14 protein-coding genes are annotated in these 19297 nt (G+C 70.6%); 6 read left to right on the top strand and 8 right to left on the bottom strand.

Annotated features, from left to right (window positions below):
- Window positions 1-32: 32 nt before the first annotated feature.
- The 3 genes from AC1MGR_RS23800 to AC1MGR_RS23790 form a co-directional block, all read right to left on the bottom strand.
- Entirely contained in the window at window positions 33-758 is a 726-nt protein-coding gene (locus tag AC1MGR_RS23800; RefSeq protein ID WP_480233176.1) for a lytic transglycosylase domain-containing protein, read from the bottom strand.
- A 457-nt stretch (window positions 759-1215) separates the two neighbouring features.
- Window positions 1216-2481, bottom strand: a complete 1266-nt coding sequence (locus AC1MGR_RS23795; protein WP_480233175.1) for an MFS transporter — start codon at window positions 2479-2481, stop codon at window positions 1216-1218.
- A gap of 208 nt (window positions 2482-2689) precedes the next feature.
- Window positions 2690-3010: a hypothetical protein gene (locus AC1MGR_RS23790; RefSeq protein WP_146180534.1), complete on the bottom strand. Its 321-nt coding sequence runs from the start codon at window positions 3008-3010 to the stop codon at window positions 2690-2692.
- A gap of 1043 nt (window positions 3011-4053) precedes the next feature.
- Between AC1MGR_RS23790 and AC1MGR_RS23785 the strand changes: the two genes are divergently transcribed.
- From AC1MGR_RS23785 to AC1MGR_RS23775, 3 genes are all read left to right on the top strand, one after another.
- A protein-coding gene (locus tag AC1MGR_RS23785; RefSeq protein WP_480233174.1) for an IS5 family transposase occupies window positions 4054-4808 on the top strand; the annotation gives its coding sequence in 2 pieces (ribosomal slippage) (window positions 4054-4384 and window positions 4384-4808; 756 coding nt in all).
- A 576-nt stretch (window positions 4809-5384) separates the two neighbouring features.
- On the top strand, window positions 5385-5651 hold the full coding sequence (locus AC1MGR_RS23780) for a hypothetical protein (RefSeq protein ID WP_480233173.1): 267 nt from the start codon (window positions 5385-5387) through the stop codon (window positions 5649-5651).
- A gap of 410 nt (window positions 5652-6061) precedes the next feature.
- A complete protein-coding gene (locus AC1MGR_RS23775) occupies window positions 6062-7279 on the top strand; it encodes an MFS transporter (RefSeq protein WP_480233172.1) in 1218 nt (405 codons plus the stop codon).
- Window positions 7280-7321: 42 nt separating this feature from the next.
- Here the strand turns inward: AC1MGR_RS23775 and AC1MGR_RS23770 are convergent, their stop codons facing one another.
- From AC1MGR_RS23770 to ptsP, 4 genes are all read right to left on the bottom strand, one after another.
- Window positions 7322-8812, bottom strand: coding sequence for a carbohydrate porin (locus AC1MGR_RS23770; RefSeq protein WP_480234886.1), 1491 nt, complete (start codon window positions 8810-8812; stop codon window positions 7322-7324).
- Between the two features lie 222 nt (window positions 8813-9034).
- On the bottom strand, window positions 9035-10822 hold the full coding sequence (locus AC1MGR_RS23765) for a fructose-specific PTS transporter subunit EIIC (RefSeq protein WP_480233171.1): 1788 nt from the start codon (window positions 10820-10822) through the stop codon (window positions 9035-9037).
- Entirely contained in the window at window positions 10819-11877 is a 1059-nt protein-coding gene (gene pfkB / locus AC1MGR_RS23760) for a 1-phosphofructokinase (RefSeq protein ID WP_480233170.1), read from the bottom strand. Before pfkB ends, AC1MGR_RS23765 begins: the two co-directional genes overlap by 4 nt.
- Entirely contained in the window at window positions 11874-14426 is a 2553-nt protein-coding gene (ptsP, locus tag AC1MGR_RS23755; RefSeq protein ID WP_480233169.1) for a phosphoenolpyruvate--protein phosphotransferase, read from the bottom strand. The genes pfkB and ptsP overlap by 4 nt, the downstream gene beginning before the upstream one ends.
- Before the next feature lie 169 nt (window positions 14427-14595).
- Here ptsP and AC1MGR_RS23750 point away from each other — a divergent pair, with 169 nt between their 5' ends.
- On the top strand, window positions 14596-15579 hold the full coding sequence (locus AC1MGR_RS23750) for a LacI family DNA-binding transcriptional regulator (RefSeq protein WP_480233168.1): 984 nt from the start codon (window positions 14596-14598) through the stop codon (window positions 15577-15579).
- A 25-nt stretch (window positions 15580-15604) separates the two neighbouring features.
- Here the strand turns inward: AC1MGR_RS23750 and AC1MGR_RS23745 are convergent, their stop codons facing one another.
- Window positions 15605-15802 (bottom strand): hypothetical protein, encoded by a 198-nt coding sequence (locus tag AC1MGR_RS23745; RefSeq protein ID WP_108035326.1) that lies wholly within the window; start codon window positions 15800-15802, stop codon window positions 15605-15607.
- Window positions 15803-15999: 197 nt separating this feature from the next.
- Between AC1MGR_RS23745 and AC1MGR_RS23740 the strand changes: the two genes are divergently transcribed.
- Window positions 16000-17952, top strand: a complete 1953-nt coding sequence (locus AC1MGR_RS23740; RefSeq protein ID WP_480233167.1) for a cytochrome C oxidase Cbb3 — start codon at window positions 16000-16002, stop codon at window positions 17950-17952.
- Window positions 17953-17984: 32 nt separating this feature from the next.
- Window positions 17985-19295, top strand: a complete 1311-nt coding sequence (locus tag AC1MGR_RS23735; protein ID WP_480233166.1) for an MFS transporter — start codon at window positions 17985-17987, stop codon at window positions 19293-19295.
- Window positions 19296-19297 lie beyond the last annotated feature (2 nt).

Below are 19297 nucleotides of genomic sequence, written 5' to 3'. Positions count from 1 at the left end.
TCGCGTGCCGCCTCGGCGGCCGTCTTCGGCGCCTAGACGGGCTTTGCGCTCCGCGCCCGCCAGTTGGCCTGAAGGCGCGCCTTGAGCTTCGCGATGCGGGCCTCGTGCGCGGCCCAGTAGGCCGCTTCGAATTCCGGCGTCCCCCGCTTCAATCCCTTCGGCAGCGGCGTCCTGGTCAGGGACGCCCGCGTGGCGCTTCGGAGTCCGGGAGGTGCCGGCGCCGCGCGTTGGGCCTCCGGGATATCGAGAGCCGCCTGGGCGCGGCGACAATAGGTGATCGACAGGGGCGACATGACCTCCGACCCATGGCCGGCCCGGTACTTCATCAGGGTGCGGCAGAGGTCGCCCTTGGCCAGGCGCCAGGCTTCGGCCAGGTAGCGGACGCCGTAGTGGACGTTGAGGTCGGGTTGGGCCAGTTCCGCCGTGCTTCCCCGGAAGCCCAGCATCGCGGCGGTGGTCGGCAGAACCTGCATCAGGCCGATCTCGCCCGCGCCTCCGATCACGGTCGGGTCGTAGCCGCTCTCGATCTGCATCACGGCGTCGGCGATCTCGGCCGGCAGTCCCTCCGCCGCCGCCGCGCGCTGCACGATCTGCCGGTACGCCGACCGGGCACTCGGCGGGCTTGGGCGGAGACCCGTGTCCGCCAGGAGCGGGATCAGATGCTCGGCGTGCGCCAGGACCATGCGGGTGGGCTGGGCCTGCGCCTCCGCGGCGACGCAGAGCAGACCCAGGGCGATCAGCGATCCGGCCTTCGGCACTTCGATGTCCCTCGTTTGCCGCACGCCCCGGGTGCTGGGCGGAGGCGTGCAGGACCCCAACGGGAGGTCTGTCCAGACAGTTGCGCGAAAGGTGACATTCGCGTCGCCTTTATGGCATAGCTTCCAGCAGGGTGCCGCTCGTAACTTGCGAGTCTCCGTCGAGGCGCATGCTCATGGATTTGTTAACAGCGTACTGGGATAGTTTTGTCGCGTTCATCCTCCCTTACTGGGACGCATGCGTTGCCTACGTTGCCAGCATACCGGCGCCAATCATCCTGGGATGGTACGTGCCAGGACTGATCTTACTGGGATTTATTCTTGGTTATGCGCTCCGGGCCTCGATCTCCCGCAGACGCAGGAACCGCGCGCGGCGGGCGCGAAACGGCTGGTAGCGCGCAGGCCGGGCCGGCTCGTCCGGGCTCGGCGCCATGCCGGACAGGCCTTGAGCCACCGCCCATCACCCGGGCGAGGCCCAGGCGACGCGGGTTCCGATGAGGAACAGCAGGGCGACGCCGAGGGCGACGAGGCCTGAGGGAACCGCCGCGGCGAGGCCGCCGGCGAGGGCCGAGCCGGCGACGTCGCCGAGATTCATCGCCGCCATGTAGATCTGGAACTGCGTGGCCGAGGCCCGTCCCCGGCGGGTCGCCAGGAGCACGGTGGGCAGCAGGGCGACGTAGAGCAGGGCCGGCACGACGTTGGCGAGGCCCAGGATGAGGGGCCCCGTGGCGGCCTCCAGCCCGGCCGCGATCAGTCCGCCCGCGATCCCGAAGGCCGACGCGCAGGCGAGGAGGAGGGCGCGCAGGGCCGGCCCCGGACCGAGGCGGTCGACGGAGGCGCCGATGCCCGCCGCCCCGAGGGTTCCGCCCAGGAGGGCGAGTAGGGCCTGCAGGCGCGAGAGGCCGCCGGCATCCCAGCCATGGACCTGCACCAGGGCGACGGCGAAGGGCACCTGGAACAGCGCCAGCCCGAAATCGATGGCAAAGCACAGCGCCAGCAAGCGGGCGGCGTCGCGGCTGCGGAAGTCGTCGGCGAGCCCGCGGACGAAGGCGACCGCCGCGGCGACGCGGCCCGGTCCGGCCACGGGGGCCGTCCCCCTCTGCGGCCAGGCGAGGAGCCGGTCCCCCGGCGCCTCGCGCACGAGCGCGGCCGCGAGGGCGATCGGAGTGGTGACGCCGAGGAGGGCGCCCGCCGCGGCGGCGAAGCCCCCCGCCTCCAGCACCCAGGCGAAGAGCGCGGTTCCGGCCGCGCTGCCGAGCACGAAGCCCGCCCGCGTTGCCGCGCTGGTGCGCCCGAGCTCGCCGGCCGGCACGCTGCCGGCGATCAGGCGGTCGGTGGCGGTGTCGGCCAGGGAGGCGGCCAGGCTGTGCAGGAGGAGGACGAGGCTGACGGCCGTGAGGCCCGGCGCGCCGCCGAGAAGGAACAGGCCCGCGAGGCTCGCCTGCGCGCCGACCAGGGCGAGGACGAGCCAGCGGCGGCGCGGCCCCATGTGGTCGGGCGTCGCCCGGTCGATCACCGGCCCCCAGAGCAGGGGCTGCAGGACCCAGGGCAGGCCGACCACGGCGAGGTGGCGGCCCACCTCCGCGGTGGAGGCGCCCATGGCGGCGAAGTGGTTGGCCAGCGCCGTCAGGGCGAAGCCGGCGACGAGCCCCTGGTAGAGGTAGAGCAGGCTGAAGAGGCCGACCCGCCAGCGCGCGTCCTGCAGGCTCGGCGGCCACGGGGGCATCGGTTCCGGTCCTCGCTCCCGCCGGCCAGGCGCCACTGTCCGGGCCGCGCGGGCCCCGTGCTTAGCCGACGCGACCGGCCGGCGTCACCCCGTCTGGCGGGATGCGCCGGCCGGCCGGGCCGGCGGGGGCATCGGAGAGGTTGGGGGCGGACCCGGACACCCGCGCACGGCGACGCCCGGCGCCTGGGTCCGCCCGGTCCGGCAGGCCTCAGTAGCGCGGGCCGCCCGAGGTGTTGCCGCGCTGCTGGGCGTAGCCGGGCAGCATCGGGTTGCGGGCGTTCGGATCGCCATGCATCAGGCGGTTGCGGGTGTGGTGCAGGCGATGGGCGCGCGAATGGTGGATCGCGTCGTGGCGATGGCCGCGATGGCGCATGTGGTACTTGCGCGCCTTGTAGTTGCCCGCGTGGCCGATCGACGAGCTGGCGCGCATCCGCTCGGCCGAGGTCAGGCCCGGGGCGGCCGAGGCGGAGCCGAGGGAAAAGCTGGCGAACATCAGGCCGGAGGCCAGAACCATTGCGAGGGTTTTCATGTTAGACTTCCAGTCATGTGCTCACGAGCGGCACAGTGCGGCTGTAAGTCTGCCCCGACCTTGATGTTCCACGGTGTTGCTTGACATTAATGTCATGGATTATCCGGCCTGGCCTGCGCGTGGACTTCAGGCGTTGGCGAAAAATTCAGTATACCACGCGCAGGCGGCGTCTCTGTTTTTGGGCATGAGCGCGGCGCGGAGGTGCTGAAAACTGGCTTGTTTGGGCGACTTGAGAACGAGAACCGGTGGTCGGGTCAATCCGGATGTTCAAAAAATCTCCGCTGGTTTTGGTGGCGGTTTTCTACCCTGGAAAGACATTGTCTTTGAGAGTTCGATTTCCGGCTCCCGAAACGCAAGGATTTTAACGGTGCCGGGTTTTCTTAGATGCGCCAAGGCGGTTTCTAGACAATTTTTCGTAGTGGCATGTACATTGGCACTCGTATGCCTTCTTGAGGGCGCTAATGCTGCAAGCGCAAAAAACGAAAATAACTATATGCTTCCCTCCCAGGGGCAGGTAGTTTATTTATGTATGTATGAAAACGCTCCAGACGACGGCTCGTCTTTTTGTAATTACGCGTGCCCTAATGGAACGACTCCCTTTTTTAGGAAAGTCGCAGGCTCTGTTTGTCAAGGCTTCTTGAGACAAAAATAAGTAATCAGATTTTTCTAAATGATCGATATTGATCAATGTTAGGAAATATTGATCTATCATAATCAATTTGTGGTGTTTGGCATTATCGATTGTGAGTCTGGAGACGTATTCAAAGATCCCATTCAATGATTGGGAAAAATGTATCATAAACGTCAAGAGGAGTTTGATAGTATGACTAGGCACAAACTATCCTCGGAGCCTGATGTTTTCATAACAGATCGAGTTTTATCGTATGCAAATATCCTTATTGAACAAGCGGAGAATATTTCAGGAAAAATGGATATGGCCGTTGTTATTTGCTGGCTCAATTCAATGAGAATACTAGCGTCCGGACCCATAAGGGTGGCGCGGACGGCGTAGGTGTGATTCACGGCTCCCATGGGAGGGGCCGATGGATCAGTTCTGGCTGACGGACGAGCAGTTTGCGCGGATCGCGCCGCACCTGCCCACCGACACGCGGGGCAAGGAGCGCGTGGACGACCGGCGGGTGATCAGTGGTATCGTCCACGTGCTCAAGTCCGGCGGCCGCTGGACGGACGCGCCGCGGGACGTCTACGGGCCGAAGAAGACGCTCTACAACCGCTTCGTGCGCTGGGCGGCCAAGGGGGTCTGGGTCGGGTTATTCGAGACACTGTCCCAGGCCGGCGGGCCGCCCTCCCAGGTGCTGATCGACTCCACCGCCGTGAAAGCCCATCGCTGCGCCGCCGGGGGTAAAGGGGGGAGCAAAACCAGGCCATCGGCCGCTCGCGGGGCGGGCGCACGACCAAGATCCACGCTCTCACCGACCGCGGCTGCCGCCCGCTCGCCTTCCTGCTGACTGGCGGGCAGGTCGCCGACTGCAAGGCCGGTGCGCTGCTGCTCGCACGCCTGCCCGCCTGCCGCGTCGTGCTGGCTGACAAGGGCTACGACAGCGATGCCATCCGCCGACAAATCGAGGCGGCCGGAGCCGCGCCCAACATCCCGCCCAAGGTCAACCGGCGCTGGAAGCCGTGCTTCTCGCCTGTGCTCTATCGGGGCCGCAACAGCATCGAGCGGATGTTCGGTCGCCTGAAAGACTTCCGCCGCATCGCTACGCGCTACGACCGCTCGGCGGTCAACTACCTCGCCGCCGTCTGCCTCGCCGCGACCGTCAGCTACTGGTTATGAGTCCGGACGCTAAGTGATGAGGAGGCCAAGGAATTAAAAAATTTCGAAAAATCAACGCTAGCGCCCGGACGCGACTCAGCAATCGAGAATAAATTTCTGTCTCTGGGAACCGCGGTGGAGCCTCATGTCTCGCTTGGAGTATCAGAGATCGATAAATGTAAAAATATTACTGCAATCGGAAATATAAGATTTTCTATCGATAAAGATAGCTTGTCGAAATTAAATCTATCCGAAATTACAGTCGATATCGAGGATTTTGATGAAGGGCCTTATATTCTGGGAGATGTAGACCTATTCCCTTAGGGATAAAATTTGTTATGTGCTTTTGTCCAGCGCAATGCGCGACCTGAGCGGCGCGGGCAGGCCTTCGCCAGAGACTTACGACGTCTTTGTCCAAGATGTATTCATGATGCATCCAGACGTGTTCGAATCGTCATCTCGGGACCGATCGTTTAATCCTGTCCTCCACGTGCCTGGACGCACGTCATGGATGAGATCGAGACCCCATATTGGGTTCAGACAGATAAAGCGAACCATATAACCCGGTTCGTACTGTATAGGAGCCCGTTAGCCTCAATGAAGACCCGTATCGCCGCCCTCGCCGCCGCCCTCGTCCTCGGCGTTGCTCCGATCTCGTCCGCCATGGCTTTCGAAAGGCCGTCCCGTTACACCGCTTTCTCGCCCTACGACGTCGAAACGACCGGTTCATTGGAGTTCCGTAGCGTCGCCCCCTTGCGAAACCCCTATAGCTGCCCGATGAGCTCGGCCGCCGAGGGCAACGCCAACCAGCAGAACTTCCCCACCCAGCAATACGGCCAGACCTCCGGCGGTAACCGCTGCTGATCGGACCCGCAACGGAGACCCCCATGCTGCTGAAAGGCTTCTCCTACGCCATGGTCGCCGCCTTCGCCGGTGGCCTCGTCTTCACCATCGTCGGATCGGCCCAGGCTTTCCTCAACCTGTAGCCCAGCCACCACCGACCGGAGCCCACACCGACCCGCCCGGCCCACGCCGCGGCGGGTCGCGTCGTGTCCACCCGGACGCGGCGATGCCCGACCCCTCGCCGTCGTCCCGATGCCACCTGCACGGGAACGGAATGACCGCCGGGGCGTCACACCCGGTCACAGCGAGACCGGAACGGGCAATACAGAGCGATGGCGCACAGGGCGGGGCGGGACGGGGAACCGGACGACGGGCAAGATTGCAAGCGGCAAGATTGCAAGGGGCAGGACGGCAAGGGGCAGGACGGCAACGTGGAGAAGGGCCAGGGCGGGGCGGGCACCGCGAAGGACCTGCATCCGCGCAAGTTCGACTTCCTGAACCTCACCCTGGTCGACGTGAACGGGGGGCTGCGGCCCTACCTCAATGTCTTCCTGCTGGTGCACCGCGAGTGGAGCGCGACCACGGTCGGCCTCGTGACCACCCTGGCGGGCCTCGTCGGCGTCGGTCTGCAGGCGCCGCTCGGAGCGGTCATCGACCGCGCGCGCGACAAGCGCTGGGCCATCGTCGCCGCCCTGCTGGCGGCCTCCGCCGGGGCGGTGGTCATCGCGCTCTGGCCGCAATTCTGGCCGGTGCTCCTGGCCTTCACGGTCCTGACCGCGGCGGGCAGCAGCTTCACCCCGACCATCGCGGGCCTCACCCTCGGCATCTTCCCGAAGGCCCGCCTGTCGCGCCGGATGGGCCGCAACAGCGCCTGGTACCGGGGCGGCAACGTCGTCATCGCGGTCCTGATCGCGCTGGTCGGTTACGGCTTCCCCGACCGGGCGGTGTTCTTCCTCGTGCCCGCCCTGTCGTTCGCGGCCGCCGCGGCGGTCCTGTCGGTTCCCCGCGACCTCGTCGGGCGGGAACTGGCCGAGGGGGTGAAGCCGAAGCCACGCTCGGGCGCCGCCTTCAAGGTGCTCCTCGGCAACCGCCCGCTCCTCGTCTTCGCCGCGTCGATCTTCCTGTTCCAGCTGGCCAACGGGCCGATGGCTTCCCTGGTCGCGCAGAAGATCTCCCTGGCCCACGAGAACTGGTCGGCCGCCATCACCTCGACGACCATCGTGGCGGCGCAGGCGGTGATGTTGCCCATGGCCATCCTGGTCGGGCGCTTCGCCGATGGCTGGGGCCGCAAGCCGATCCTCCTGTTCGCCTTCGCGATGCTGCCGGTGCGCGCGCTGCTCTACACCCTGTCGGACGACGCGGTCTGGTTGTTCGCGGTGCAGGCCCTGGAGGGCGTCAGCACCGGCCTCTACAGCGCCATCAAGCCCCTGGTGATCGCCGACCTCATGGAGGACAAGGCCCGCTACAACCTCGCCTCGGGGGTGGTGGCCACCGTCCAGGGCGTCGCCATCGCCCTCTCGAACGTGCTCGCCGGAAGCATCGTCGATTGGCGCGGTTTCACGGCGGCGTTCCTGGTCTCGTCCGCCATCGGCATCGGCGCGGCGCTCCTTCTCACGCGCATGCCGGAGCCTTCGGCGGAGCGGGCCTGACGGAGAGGCCGGCCGCCGAAGGCGGGGCGCGGGGCTGTCGGCTCAGAGCCCCGGCCCGGTTGCGAGGCCGGCGAGGGTGAAGAGGTCGACGGAGAGCTTCGCGCCGACGACGAGGGCGTCGGGGATGTTCCTGGTGTAGGCGGGAAAGCGGGTCTGGTCGGGGTTGACGATGTACTGGAGGTTGGGGGTGAGGCGGACGGCGGGGGTGACCTGGATGCCGTAGTTGAGCTCCATCATGATCTGCTGGCGGGGCAGGGGGCGGCCGAGGCCGAGGCTGGCCTGGACGGCGCTGATGTTGGACAGGGCCAGGGGCGAGAAGCACTGGGTGTTGACGACGAAGCCGAGGGTGTCGAAGGGGCGGCCCGGGAAGGTGCCGGTCTGGAGGGCGCCGATCTCGAGGAAGTAGTCCTCGACGAGGCGCCCGGAGGTGCCCGCCATGGCGACGCCGAAGAGGGTCAGGCCCTGGATGGCGGCGGGATCGGGGCGCCAGACCATCTGGTCGAAGCGGGCATAGACGCCCGAGCGTCCGAAGCGGGTGGCGGGGGCGAGGCCGGTGAGGACGGCGCGCTGGCCGGTGAGGTCACGGACGGGGTCGGCGTAGTCGGAGGCGTCGTACCATCCGCCGATGCCGTAGTTGCGGGGCAGGGGATCGTTGGCGAAGGTGGTGGAGTAGCCGAGCTCGACGGGCAGGATCGCGCCGGTGGCGCCGCGGGTGGAGAAGTCGAGGCCGTTGTCGCCGGGCTGCTGGTGGCGGGGATTGACCTCGTAGACGCCGGCATGGACGAAGATGCGGTCGGTGAGCCAGGCCTTGGCGTGGGCGCCCCAGCTGGCGACGGGCCAGAAGGTGAAGTTCGAGGTCTTGAAGACGAAGGTCGGGTTTCCGCAGGCGGAATTGGACTGGAAGTTGCAGTAGATCGGCGAGTTGAGGAAGGCGATGTTGGCCACGAGGCGGCCGAACTCGACCACGAGGCGGTCGTCGAGGAGCTTCTGCTCGTAGCTGAGCAGGGTGAGGCGGGTGGTCTGTCCGCCGCCGTAGATTTCCTGGACGGAGGTGTTGTTGCCGATGAAGTCGCCCGCGAGGTTGTCGCCGTGGCGGTTGGTGACGGCGACGTGGAGGGCGCCGCCGGCGAGGCCGGCGATGCGGTCGAGGTCGGCGTCGATGCCGAAGAACAGCTGCCCGGCATAGGCGCTGCCCTGGCGGATGCCGCCGATGGGGTTGGCGGCGGCCTGTCCGGTGTAGTTGGCGCTGAGGCTGAGGCCGTGGCCGAGGTCGAACACGCCGGGGGGCAGGGTGGCGGGGGTGGCGCTCTGGCCGAGGGTGTCCGCGGCGCCCGCCGCGCTCTGGGCCCCCGTGATGTCCTGGCCGTCAGGACGGGGCGGCAGGCGGCCCGGGCGGCCCGGGGCCGGCGGCCGGGCCGCCACGGGAACGCCGGGTCCGACGGCCCCCGCATCCTGCGCGCGTGCCCCCGAGTCGAGTGTCAGCGTCGCCAAGCTCAAGGCCAGACCCAAACTCAAGCTCAAGCCCGTGCCCATGCCCAGGCGTGAGCCGGCCGCGACGGCGATCGATCCCTTGTTCATCGTGTGCCCCCTCCGATTTCATGGTGTTCGCGTCCCCGGTCTTGCTGCCGGGTATTCGGTGCGGGTCGCCGGCCGTTCGCCGGCGCCCAAGTCACGGCGCCCAAGTCACGGCGCCCAAGTCACGGCGCCCAAGTCACGGCGCCCAAGTCACGGCGCCCGGGTCGAGCGCCGGCAGCGTCAGGCGGCGCGCTTCTTCAGCAGGCCGACGAGCAGTCCGGTGACGAGGGTGCCGACCACCAGGGCGATCAGCGCGCCGGGGACGTTGGTCACCGCGTTGGGGATCGGCAGGACGAAGAGGCCGCCATGCGGCACCTTCAGTTCGACCCCGAGGCTGAGCGCCACGGCGCCGGCCAGGGCCGAGCCCGCCACCATGGCGGGGATCACCCGCAGGGGGTCGGCCGCCGCGAAGGGGATCGCCCCCTCGGTGATGAAGGCGGCGCCGAGCACCGCGGCGGCGGCGCCGGCCTCGCGCTCGGCCTTCGAGAAGCGCCCGGGGAACAGGCGGGTGGCGAGCGCGATCCCCAGCGGAGGCGTCATGCCGCCGATCATCACGGCGGCCATGGGCGCCGTGATGCCCGAGGCTATCAGGGCGGCGGCGGAGGCATAGGCCGCCTTGTTGACCGGGCCGCCCATATCCACCGCCATCATGCCGCCGAGCACCAGGCCGAGCACGACGGCGCTGGCCCCCTGCATGCTGCGCAGCCAATCGGTGAGCGCCGCCAGGATCGCCGCCACGGGGACGCCGACGACGTAGATCATCAGCAGGCCGGTCACGGCGGTGGCCAGCAGCGGCAGGATCAGGACGGGCTTCAGGCCTTCCAGGTTCCTGTGCAGGCGGATGTGCCGGTTGAGGAAGGCGGTGGTGGTCCCGGCGATGAAGCCCGCCGCGATGCCGCCGAGGAAGCCGGCCTGCAGGTTGGCGGCGAGCATGCCGCCGATCATGCCCGGCGCGATGCCGGGCCGGTCCGCGATGGAGAAGGCGATGTAGCCGGCCAGCACCGGCACGATCAGGGCGAAGGCCGCCTTGGCGCCGATCTCGCCGAGGGCGAAGCCGAGGCTGCCGGCGTGGTCGGGCTTCATCGCGTCGATGCCCCCGAAGGCGAAGGCCAGGGCGATGAGCAGGCCGCCCGCCACCACGAAGGGCAGCATGAACGAGACGCCGGTCATCAGGTGCTTGTAGGCGCCCGCTTTCTTCTCCTCTGCCGCCGCCGGACGGGCCGAGCCGTCCGCCGCATCGCTTCCGGCGGCGGGCTGGCGCTGCGCCTCGGCGAGGGCCGTGGCCAGCAGGCCCTTGCCGTCGCGGATCGCCGCCTTGGTGTTGGTGGCGTAGAGCCGCTTGCCGGCAAAGCGCGTTCGGTCGACGCCGGTATCGGCGGCGATCAGCACGATGTCGGCCACCGCGATCTCGTCGGCCGTCAGGGCGTCGCGGGCGCCCACCGATCCCTGCGTCTCGACCCGGACGTCGTGCCCGAGGGCCTCGGCCGCCGCCTGGATGCCCTCGGCGGCCATGAAGGTATGGGCGATGCCGGTGGGGCAGGAGGTGATGGCGACGATCCGCTTGCGCCCGTTCGGCGGCGCGTCCGTCGGTGAACCCCGCTCGCCCGTATTCCCTTCGCCCGTGCCCTCTTCGCCCATGCCCCCTTCGCCCATGCCCCCTTCGCCCGCCCCGCCGAGGAACCGGTCGAGCACCGCATGGGCATCGGTGAGCACGTCCTCGATGCGGATCCGGGCCCGGCGCATGGCCCCGAAGCGGCCCTCGTCGAGGTCGCCGTCGCCGACCAGCAGCACCGCCTCGGCGTTGGCGATGGCGCCCGCGCTGAGGGCGTTGCCGGTCACGCCCTTGCCGCGCAATTCCAGGTCGAGGGGCTGGTTGCGCCGGCCCGCCGCCTTGCGCAGGGCCTCGCCGGCCAGCACCGCGTGCAGGCCGAGATCCCCGCCTCCCACCACTGCGAGCACCTGTGTCATGGCATCCTCCCCATGGCGTCCTCCCGTTGCGCCGCGTCCCGGCCCGCCGGCGCGTCGCCGTCCTGTGTCGCCGTCCGGCGTCGGATCTCCGTGCCTCCGTCCGAGGCCGCGAGGGGCTCCACCCGCACCGTCCCGGCGAGCGCCAGGACCGTGTCGCGGGCGGGCAGGTTGGCGCCCGGCAGGGTGAGCTTGCCGGCGGCGAAGGCCAGGGCGAGCCGGGCGGTGACGAGCCGGTCCAGGTTCGCATGCAGGCCCGCCACGAGGCCGGCCACGAGGGCGTCGCCCGCGCCCACCGTGCTGGTCACCCGGGTCGCGGGCGGATGGGCCAGGGCCGTGCCCTCGGCGGTGGCGAACAGCGCCCCCTCGGCGCCGAGCGACACCACCACCAGGGGGATGCCGCGCGCCAAGAGGCCCTGGGCCGCCGCCGCCACCCCGGCCAGATCCGGCAGGGACCGCCCGGCCCACTCCTCGAGCTCGTGCCGGTTGGGCTTGACCGCGAAGGGCAGCGCCTCGGCCGGTGCGGCCAGGGCCGCCGCCAGGGCCGGGCCGGACGCGTCGAGGACGAGGCGGGCGCCCAGCGGCCGCAGCTCGGCGGCGATCTCGGCGTAGATCGCCGGGGACACGCCGCCCGGCAGGCTGCCGGCCAGCACCACCAGGGTGCCGGGCTCCACGGCCTGGCGCAGCATCGCCCGGACGGCGTCGAGGCTGCCGGCCTCGACGGTGAGGCCCGGCAGGTTGATGTCGGTGGTGTCGCCGCCGGCGCCGTCGACCAGCTTCAGGTTGGTCCGGGTCTCGCCCGGGATCCGGACGAAGCGATCCGCGATGCCCTTGGCCGCGAGCAGGGTCTCGAACGGCCCGGCATTGTCCTGGCCGAGGAGGCCGGCGGCCGCGACCGGGACGCCCCAGTCGGCGAGGCAGGCGGCGACGTTGACGCCCTTGCCGCCCGCATCCGAGCGGGTGCTGCGCGCCCGGTGGACGTGGCCGGGCCGGAGGTCGTCGAGGATCACGGTCCTGTCGAGGGCCGGATTGAGCGTGAGGGTGACGACGCGGGTCATGCGGGCTCTCCGTCGAGGAGAACCGCCAGGGCCCGGACCGCGGCCGCGTCCTCCTGGGCGCAGGCCCGGGCGGCCAGGGCCCGCAGGGCGCCCATCTCGCTCGTCCGCAGCCGCGCCTTGACGGAGGCCACGTCGCGCGGGGTCATCGACAGCTCGTGGACCCCGAGGCCGGCGAGCAGGCAGGCGCCGAACGGATCGCCGGCGATGCCGCCGCAGACGCCGACCCAGCGCTTGTGCCGGGCGGCGCCCTCGCAGGTCATGTGGATCAGCCGCAGGACCGCCGGATGCAGGGAATCGGCCTCGGGCGCGAGCTCGGTGTTCTGGCGGTCGATCGCCAGGGCGTACTGCGTCAGGTCGTTGGTGCCGATCGAGAAGAAGTCGCAGTGCCGGGCCAGGGCATCGGCCTGGATCGCGGCGGCCGGCACCTCGATCATGATGCCGAGCGGCAGCTCCGGGGCGTCGAGCTCGGCCCGGATGCGCGCGCAATGGGCGCGGAGCGCCAGCACCTCCGGCACCGAGGTGATCATCGGGAACATGATCGACAGGGGGGCATCCTTGCCGGTGGCGGCGCCGGCCGCGATGCCGTCCCGCGCCGCCCGGTACAGGGCCCGCAGCTGCGGCTCCATCAGGTCGGGCCGGCGCAGGAGCAGCCGGGCGCCGCGCACGCCCAGGAAGGGGTTTTCCTCCCGGGGCAGGTGCAGGTGGGCCACCTGCTTGTCGCCGCCGATGTCGAGGGTGCGCACGATGAGGGGCCGGCCGGCGAGCGCGTCCAGCATCGCCCGGTACGTGGCGTACTGGTCGTCCTCCGTGGGCGTGTCGCCGCGCTCGAGGAAGAGGAACTCGGTGCGCATCAGGCCCACGCCCTCGGCGCCCTGGTCCAGGGCGAAGGGCACCTGCTCGGGATTGTTGACGTTGGCCCCGATGGCGAGCGCGTGCCCGTCCCGGGTGCGGGCGGGCAGGGCGCGCGCGCGGGCCTCCTCCTCGGCCTTGGCGCGCTGGCGCGCGCTCCAGTCCCGGGCCGAGGCGAGGTCGGCCGCGCTCGGATCGAGGTAGAGCCGGCCGGTGCCGCCGTCGAGGATCGCGGTGGTGTGGTTCTCCAGGGCGAGCAGGGTGGGGCCGCCCGCCACCATGGCGGGAATCCCCAGGGTGCGGGCGAGGATCGCGGTGTGCGAGGTCGGGCCGCCCTGGGCCGTGGCGAGGCCGATCACCCGGGTCGGGTCGAGGCCCGCGGTGTCGGACGGGGCGAGGTCGGGGGCGATGAGGATGCAGGGCGCGTCCGGCAGGTCGTGGCCGCTCTTCAGCGACGGGTCGATCTGCGCTAGCACCCGCCGGCCGACGTCGCGCAGGTCCGCCGCGCGGGCGGCGAGCACGGGATTGCCCAGGGCCGAAAGGCGGCCGGCCATCCGCTCCACCGCCTGGTTCCAGGCGAAGGCGACCCCGTGTCCCTCCACCATCAGCTGGCAGGCCAGGGTGATCAGGTCGGTGTCGGCGATGAGCTCGCCCTGGGCCCGGAAGATGCCCGCATCGGTCTTGCCGAGGCGGCGCTCGGTGTCGTCCGCCAGGGCCCGGAGCTGGCCCTCGGTGGCGGCCAAAGCCGCGTGCAGGCGGTCGCCGCCCGAGGTCAGGGGCTCGGGCTCGTCCCGGACCGCGACCTCCGTCTGGCTCAGCACGTGGATGGGACCGATGGTGAGGCCGGGGCTCGCGCCGAGGCCCGCCAGCACCCGGGGCGCATCGGCGGGATTCCAGCCGGCCACCGGGCCAGCCGCGCGGGCGGCGGCGTCGGCCGCGGCCTGGGCGGCGGCCTTCTCTCCCGCGCTCAGGCTCGTCACCGCCGCGCAGATTCGCGCGAGGGCGCCGGCCTCGTCGTCCCCCTCCGCCGAGATCGTCACCGCGTCGCCGCAGCGCAGGCCGAGCTGGAGCAGGGCGATCAGGTTCTTGGCGTCGGCCACCTCGGCGCCGTGGCGCACCTGGATCCGGGCGGGGGAGGCGCGGGCCGTCTCGACCCAGTGGGCGGCCGGGCGGGCATGGAGGCCGGTGGGATAGTCGACGGTCCAGTCGAAGCGCTGCCTGAGATCGCCGGCCGGGCCGGCGGCGCCGGGGGCCGGCGCGTCCTCGGTGAGGGCCGCGGCGATGTCCTCCTTGCGGGTGGTGGTGCGCAGGGCCGCGAGGCGCGCCTCGTCCTGGATCAGCCGGGTGAGGCGGCGCAGGATGGTGATGTGGGTATCGGACTGCGCCGCGATGGCGACCACCAGGTGGGCGACCTGGCCGTCGTGCCATGTGATCCCGTCCGGAACCTGCAGGACCGCCAGCCCGCTGGCGCGGACGTGGTGGCGGTCGTCGACCATGCCGTGGGGGATGACCACGCCGTGGCCCAGATAGGTGTTCGACACGCCCTCGCGCCGCAGCATGCTGGCCTCGTAGGGCGCATCGATGCAGCCGGAGGCGACGAGGAGCTGGGCCGCCGCGCGGATCGCCGCGTCCTTGCTGGCCGGGGCCGCGCCCAGCTGGATCAGCAGGCGGGGGGGTAGGGTCGGCGTCGGCGCGAGCATGGCGTGCTCCTCCCGTGAAGATTGTTGCCGTGACGGCTGTTGCCCCTATGAAAACGTTTTCACAATCTCTGTCAACGCGATTCGGCGCAATAATGCCGTTTCTGCGCTTGTCGGTGGCGAGGGGGGGATGCCAGAACGGCGTTATGAAGCTGAAAACGTTCTCTGTCCGATGAGTGCCAGTATTCGTGACGTGGCACGCGCCGCCGGTGTCTCGACCGCCACGGTCTCCCGAGCTCTCGGGCGAGGGCCGGTCAGCGACGTCCTGCGCCAGCAGGTCGAGGCGGCGGTTCGGGCGACGGGCTATCGCCCGAACCTGTCCGCGCGGCGCCTGCGCTCCCAATCGACGCAGACCATCGGGTTGATCGTCGCCGATATCCGCAACCCGTTCTTCACGGCGGTGAGCCGGGCGGTGGAGGATGCAGCCTACGCCGCCGGCATGCGCGTGATCCTGTGCAACACCGACGAGGACCCGGAGCGCGAGCGCCTGTACCTCCGGTTGATGGAGGAGGAGCGCGTCACCGGCGTGATCTTCGCGCCCACGCGCGGGACCGCCGAATCGCTCAAGGCCGACAGCCTCGACGTGCCGGTCGTCTTCATCGACCGCACCGGCCCGGCGGGGACCTACGACAGCGTCGTCCTCGACAACGCGGCGGCGACCGGCGCCCTGGTCGATCATCTTTGGGACCGCGGCTACCGCCGGATCGGCGGCCTGTTCGGCTCGACCAGCTCCACGGCGCAGGAGCGTCGCACCGCCTACGAGGCGGCGCTGCGGCGCCTCGGTGCGGAACCCCGGACCCGCGTGGCGTCCCCCACCGCGGAGGCGGCGGAGGCCACGCTCACCCGCTGGCTGGCCGAGCCCGACCGGCCCGACGCACTGGTCCTGTCGAACGGGCTGACGCTGATGGGCGCGGTGCGCGCCGCGCGCACCCTCGGCCTCGCGGTTCCGGACCAGCTCGGCCTCGCGGGCTTCGACAACGATCCGTGGACCGACCTCGTGGAGCCCGGTCTCACGGTGATCGAGCAGCCCGTGGCGCAGATCGGCGCCCAGGCCATGGCCCTGCTGTTCGACCGGTTGAAGGCCCCGGGCGAGGCCGTCCGCAAGGTCACCCTGAGCGGCCGGCTCGTGGTCCGGGGGTCGTCGGGGCGCGGCTAGCTCCACGCCCGCCGCGGCAGGGCGTTCAGCGCAGGGTCGGCGACTCGCCGGGCTCCAGCGGGCGGTCCTCGTCCGGCCCGCTGACGGCGTTCAGGCGCTCGAGATGGTCGAAGACATGCGCGAAGGCGTCCGTGACGGCCTTCTCGAAGCTGCCGTCGGAGCGTCCCTGGGCGGCCTTCAGGGCGCTGAGCAGGGCTTGATGCGTTTCGGTGTCACGCGACATGGCTGTCCTCCCGACCGGACGGATGGCCCGCCCGGGAGAGCAAGCGCCTGGCGGGAGCGCCGGTTCCGAGGCGCCGGAACCGCGGGGCTCCGGGCACCCGGCCGACGCGGCGCGCCGACTCGCGCATCTGTCATCGAACCTTGGCCGTCGGCACCCGTTATCCGCCGGCCCCTGCAGGCCGGAGACACCCCCTCGGCATGCGTTCCCGCTTCCTTCTCGTCGGTACCCTCGTCGTCCTCGCCGCCGGGGCGGGCCTCGCCGCCTTCGGCCGCTTCAGCTACGCGCCGACACCGTCGCGCGACTCCCTCGCCAACCCCGACCGCTACCCGATCTCGACCGCCTACGACGTCCTCGGGCGTCGCATCGGCCGCGAGGAGGCCGCGACCCTGCGCACCACCGAAGCGGGACGCCGGACGCTGTCGCCCGAGGCCGGCGCCTTCGCCATCGACGAGGCCGTCATCGCGCGCGGGCGGGAGGCCTTCTACACCGAGACCTTCGGGAACGAGGTCTTCCTCACCGACGTGATGGGGATGCTCGACGGCGCCCTGACGCCCTACGAGGTCGCCCGCGCCGTGGTGCTGCTGGGCGGCCAGGCCACCAACAACCTTCAGGTCCGGGTCGCCCAGGACGTGCGGATCGGCGCGCGCCAGTGGCGCAAGGGCGACCTGGTCTCGACCGGCCTCGACGTCGAGAAAGGCGGCCTCGGCATCATCGGCCTGAAGACCTTCTACGACCGGGGCCACCTGCGCCTCGGCATCACCTGCGCCCTCTGCCACGCGGCGGTCGATTCCCGCTCCGGCAAGGTCGTGGAGGGTGCGCCGAACGCCGACCTCAATGCCGGGCTGCTCCTCGCCCTCTCGGCCAACGCCTCCGCCTACTTCATGCACGGCAGCATCGACCTCGCGGCCCTGGCGGGCGATCCCGCGCGCACGGTCCCGACCGCCAACGGAGGGACCGCGGTGCTGCCGGACCGGGACAGGCTAGAAGCGGCGGCCAAGGTCGAAGTCGCGAGCTGGCCGCCGGGCAGCTTCGATTCCTCCGCCGACCGGGTGACGAACCCGACCTCGATCCCGTCGAGCTTCTCGGCCTACGGCGAGCCCTACAGCTGGAGCGGGCGCGAGGCGGTCGGGCCCTTCCACGGCCTGTCGTCCCTGAACAACAACGTGCACGCGGCCAATTCCGACACGACGCAGCTCGCCGCCGCCGCGCCGTGGCTGTTCGGCCTCGATCCGGATCTCTATCTCAGCATCCTGTTCCAGGGGGCGGTGAACCCGGCCCTGCGCTACGACCCGACGAAGGACACGCGGCCGAGCGCGATCCTGGCCGCCTTCGACCCGACACCGGCCTCGCCGGGCCTCAACCGCTACGCCGTCCTGCCGAGCTTTCCGGCGACCAACTACATGACCGACAACGGGTTGTTCGCCTCGGCGGACGGGGAGCCGGCGAACTTCGCCAACAACGCCATGTCGGCCTTCCAGAACCTCCTGCGTCCGCCGGCCGCCCCGAAGGCCGGGGCCGATGCCGGCCGCGCGGTGTTCGCGCGGGCCGGCTGTGCCGGCTGCCATGCCGGCCCGGCGCTGACCAACAACCGGATCGTGCCAGTGGGCGAGATCGGCACCGAGCCGACCCGGGCCCGCGCCGGCGCCAAGATGGAGGCGCACCTCGCAACCCCGGCGATGTTTTCGACCGACACGCCCTTCCCCCTGCCGGCCGACCCCAGGATCGTGCCGATCCCCCTGGAGGGCGAGGCCCTGAAGCAGGTCCAGCTCGGCTGGGCCCATGCCGGCACCGAGGGCGGCTACAAGGTGCCGAACCTCGTCGGCCTCGCCTGGTCGGCGCCCTACCTGCACGACGGCGGCGTGGCGGTGGGGACCGACCCGGCCGGCCAGCTCGGCGTGCCCGGCACCCTGGAGCGCGGCCTCGCGCCGGACCCGTGCAACAGCCTGCGGGCCCTGGTGGACCGGGACCTGCGCGGCCGGGTCGTGGCCGCCAACCGCGCCTCCGCCACGGCGCGGACGGCGCGCGTGACGGGCGAGGGGCACGGCTACTGGGTCGACGCCGCGTCCGGCTACAGCGCCGCCGACCAGGAGGCGCTGCTGGGCTACCTGCTCTCCATCGATGCCCTGACGCAGGACGTGCCGGTGCCATGAGCCCGGCCCGGGACCCGCACGCGGAGACGACCATGCACACGTCCGGGACCTCCGAGGGGCCCCCGCGCCTCGAACGCAAGGCGGTCGCCGCCGTTGTGCTCGGCAACGCCCTCGAATTCTACGACTTCACCATCTACGCCTTCTTCGCCAAACCCATCGGCGAGGCGTTCTTCCCCTCGGAGAACGCCACCGACAGCCTGCTCGCCTCCCTGGCCCTGTTCGGCATCGGCTACGTGATGCGGCCCATCGGGGGCATCCTCATCGGGGCCTTCGCGGACCGGGCGGGGCGCAAGCCCGCCATGCTGATCACCATCGCGCTGATGGCCATCGGCATGGTGATGCTGGCGGCCGCCCCCGGCTACGCCACCCTCGGGGGCTGGTCGCAGGTCATCGTCATCGTGGGCCGGCTGATCCAGGGGCTGGCCCTGGGCGGCGAGGTCGGCCCCTCCACCGCCTACCTCCTGGAGGCCGCGCCGGGGAAGCACCGCGGCTTCGTGGCGAGCTGGCAGATCGCCAGCCAGGGCTGCGCCGCCCTGATCGCCGGCCTCGTGGCCTCGGCCCTGACCTACGCGGTCGGCGACGACGCCATGGCAAGCTGGGGCTGGCGCGTGATGTTCGCGCTCGGCATCGGCGTCGTCCCCGTCGGCCTGATCATCCGCAGCCACCTCCCCGAGACCGCCGGCGAGCACGCCGACCCGGCCGCGGCTGAATCCACGTTCGCGGTGGTCCGGCGCCTGGTGCGCGAGCACGGCCGGATGCTGGTCCTGACCTTCCTCATCATCGCGGCCTCCACCGTCTCCAACGCGGTGGGCACCAACATGCCCGTCTATGCCCAGGCCACCCTCGGCCTCACCGAGACGATCTCCACCGCCGTGCCGATCGCCCTCGGCCTCGCCTCCATCGCCTTCCCGCTGCTGGGCGGCTGGCTCGCCGACCGGTTCGGCCGGCGCCCGGTGATGATCTGGCCCCGCGCGCTCATCGTCGTGCTGACGGTGCCGGCCTTCGCCTGGCTCGTGCGCGACCCGACCGGCCCGGCGGTCTACGCCGTGACCTTCCTGCTCTCGGCCCTGTCCTCGATCAACGCCGCGGCGATCATCGTGGCGATCCCCGAATCCCTGCCGCGGGCGGTGCGCAGCGCGGGCCTCTCCATCGTGTACGCCTTCTCGGTCTCGATCTTCGGCGGCAGCACGAACTACGTCGTGAACAAGCTCATCGCCCTCACGGGCGACAAGCTGGCCCCGGCCTACTACCTCGTGGCCTTCAGCATCGTGGGCACGATCGCGGCCTTCCTGATGCCCGAGACCCGCGGCCGGGACCTCGAGGCGAACGCCGAGGCGCGCTGAGC

This window comes from Methylobacterium sp. BI1, assembly GCF_056680125.1.
This window is presented reverse-complemented; position numbering and strand designations above follow the sequence as displayed.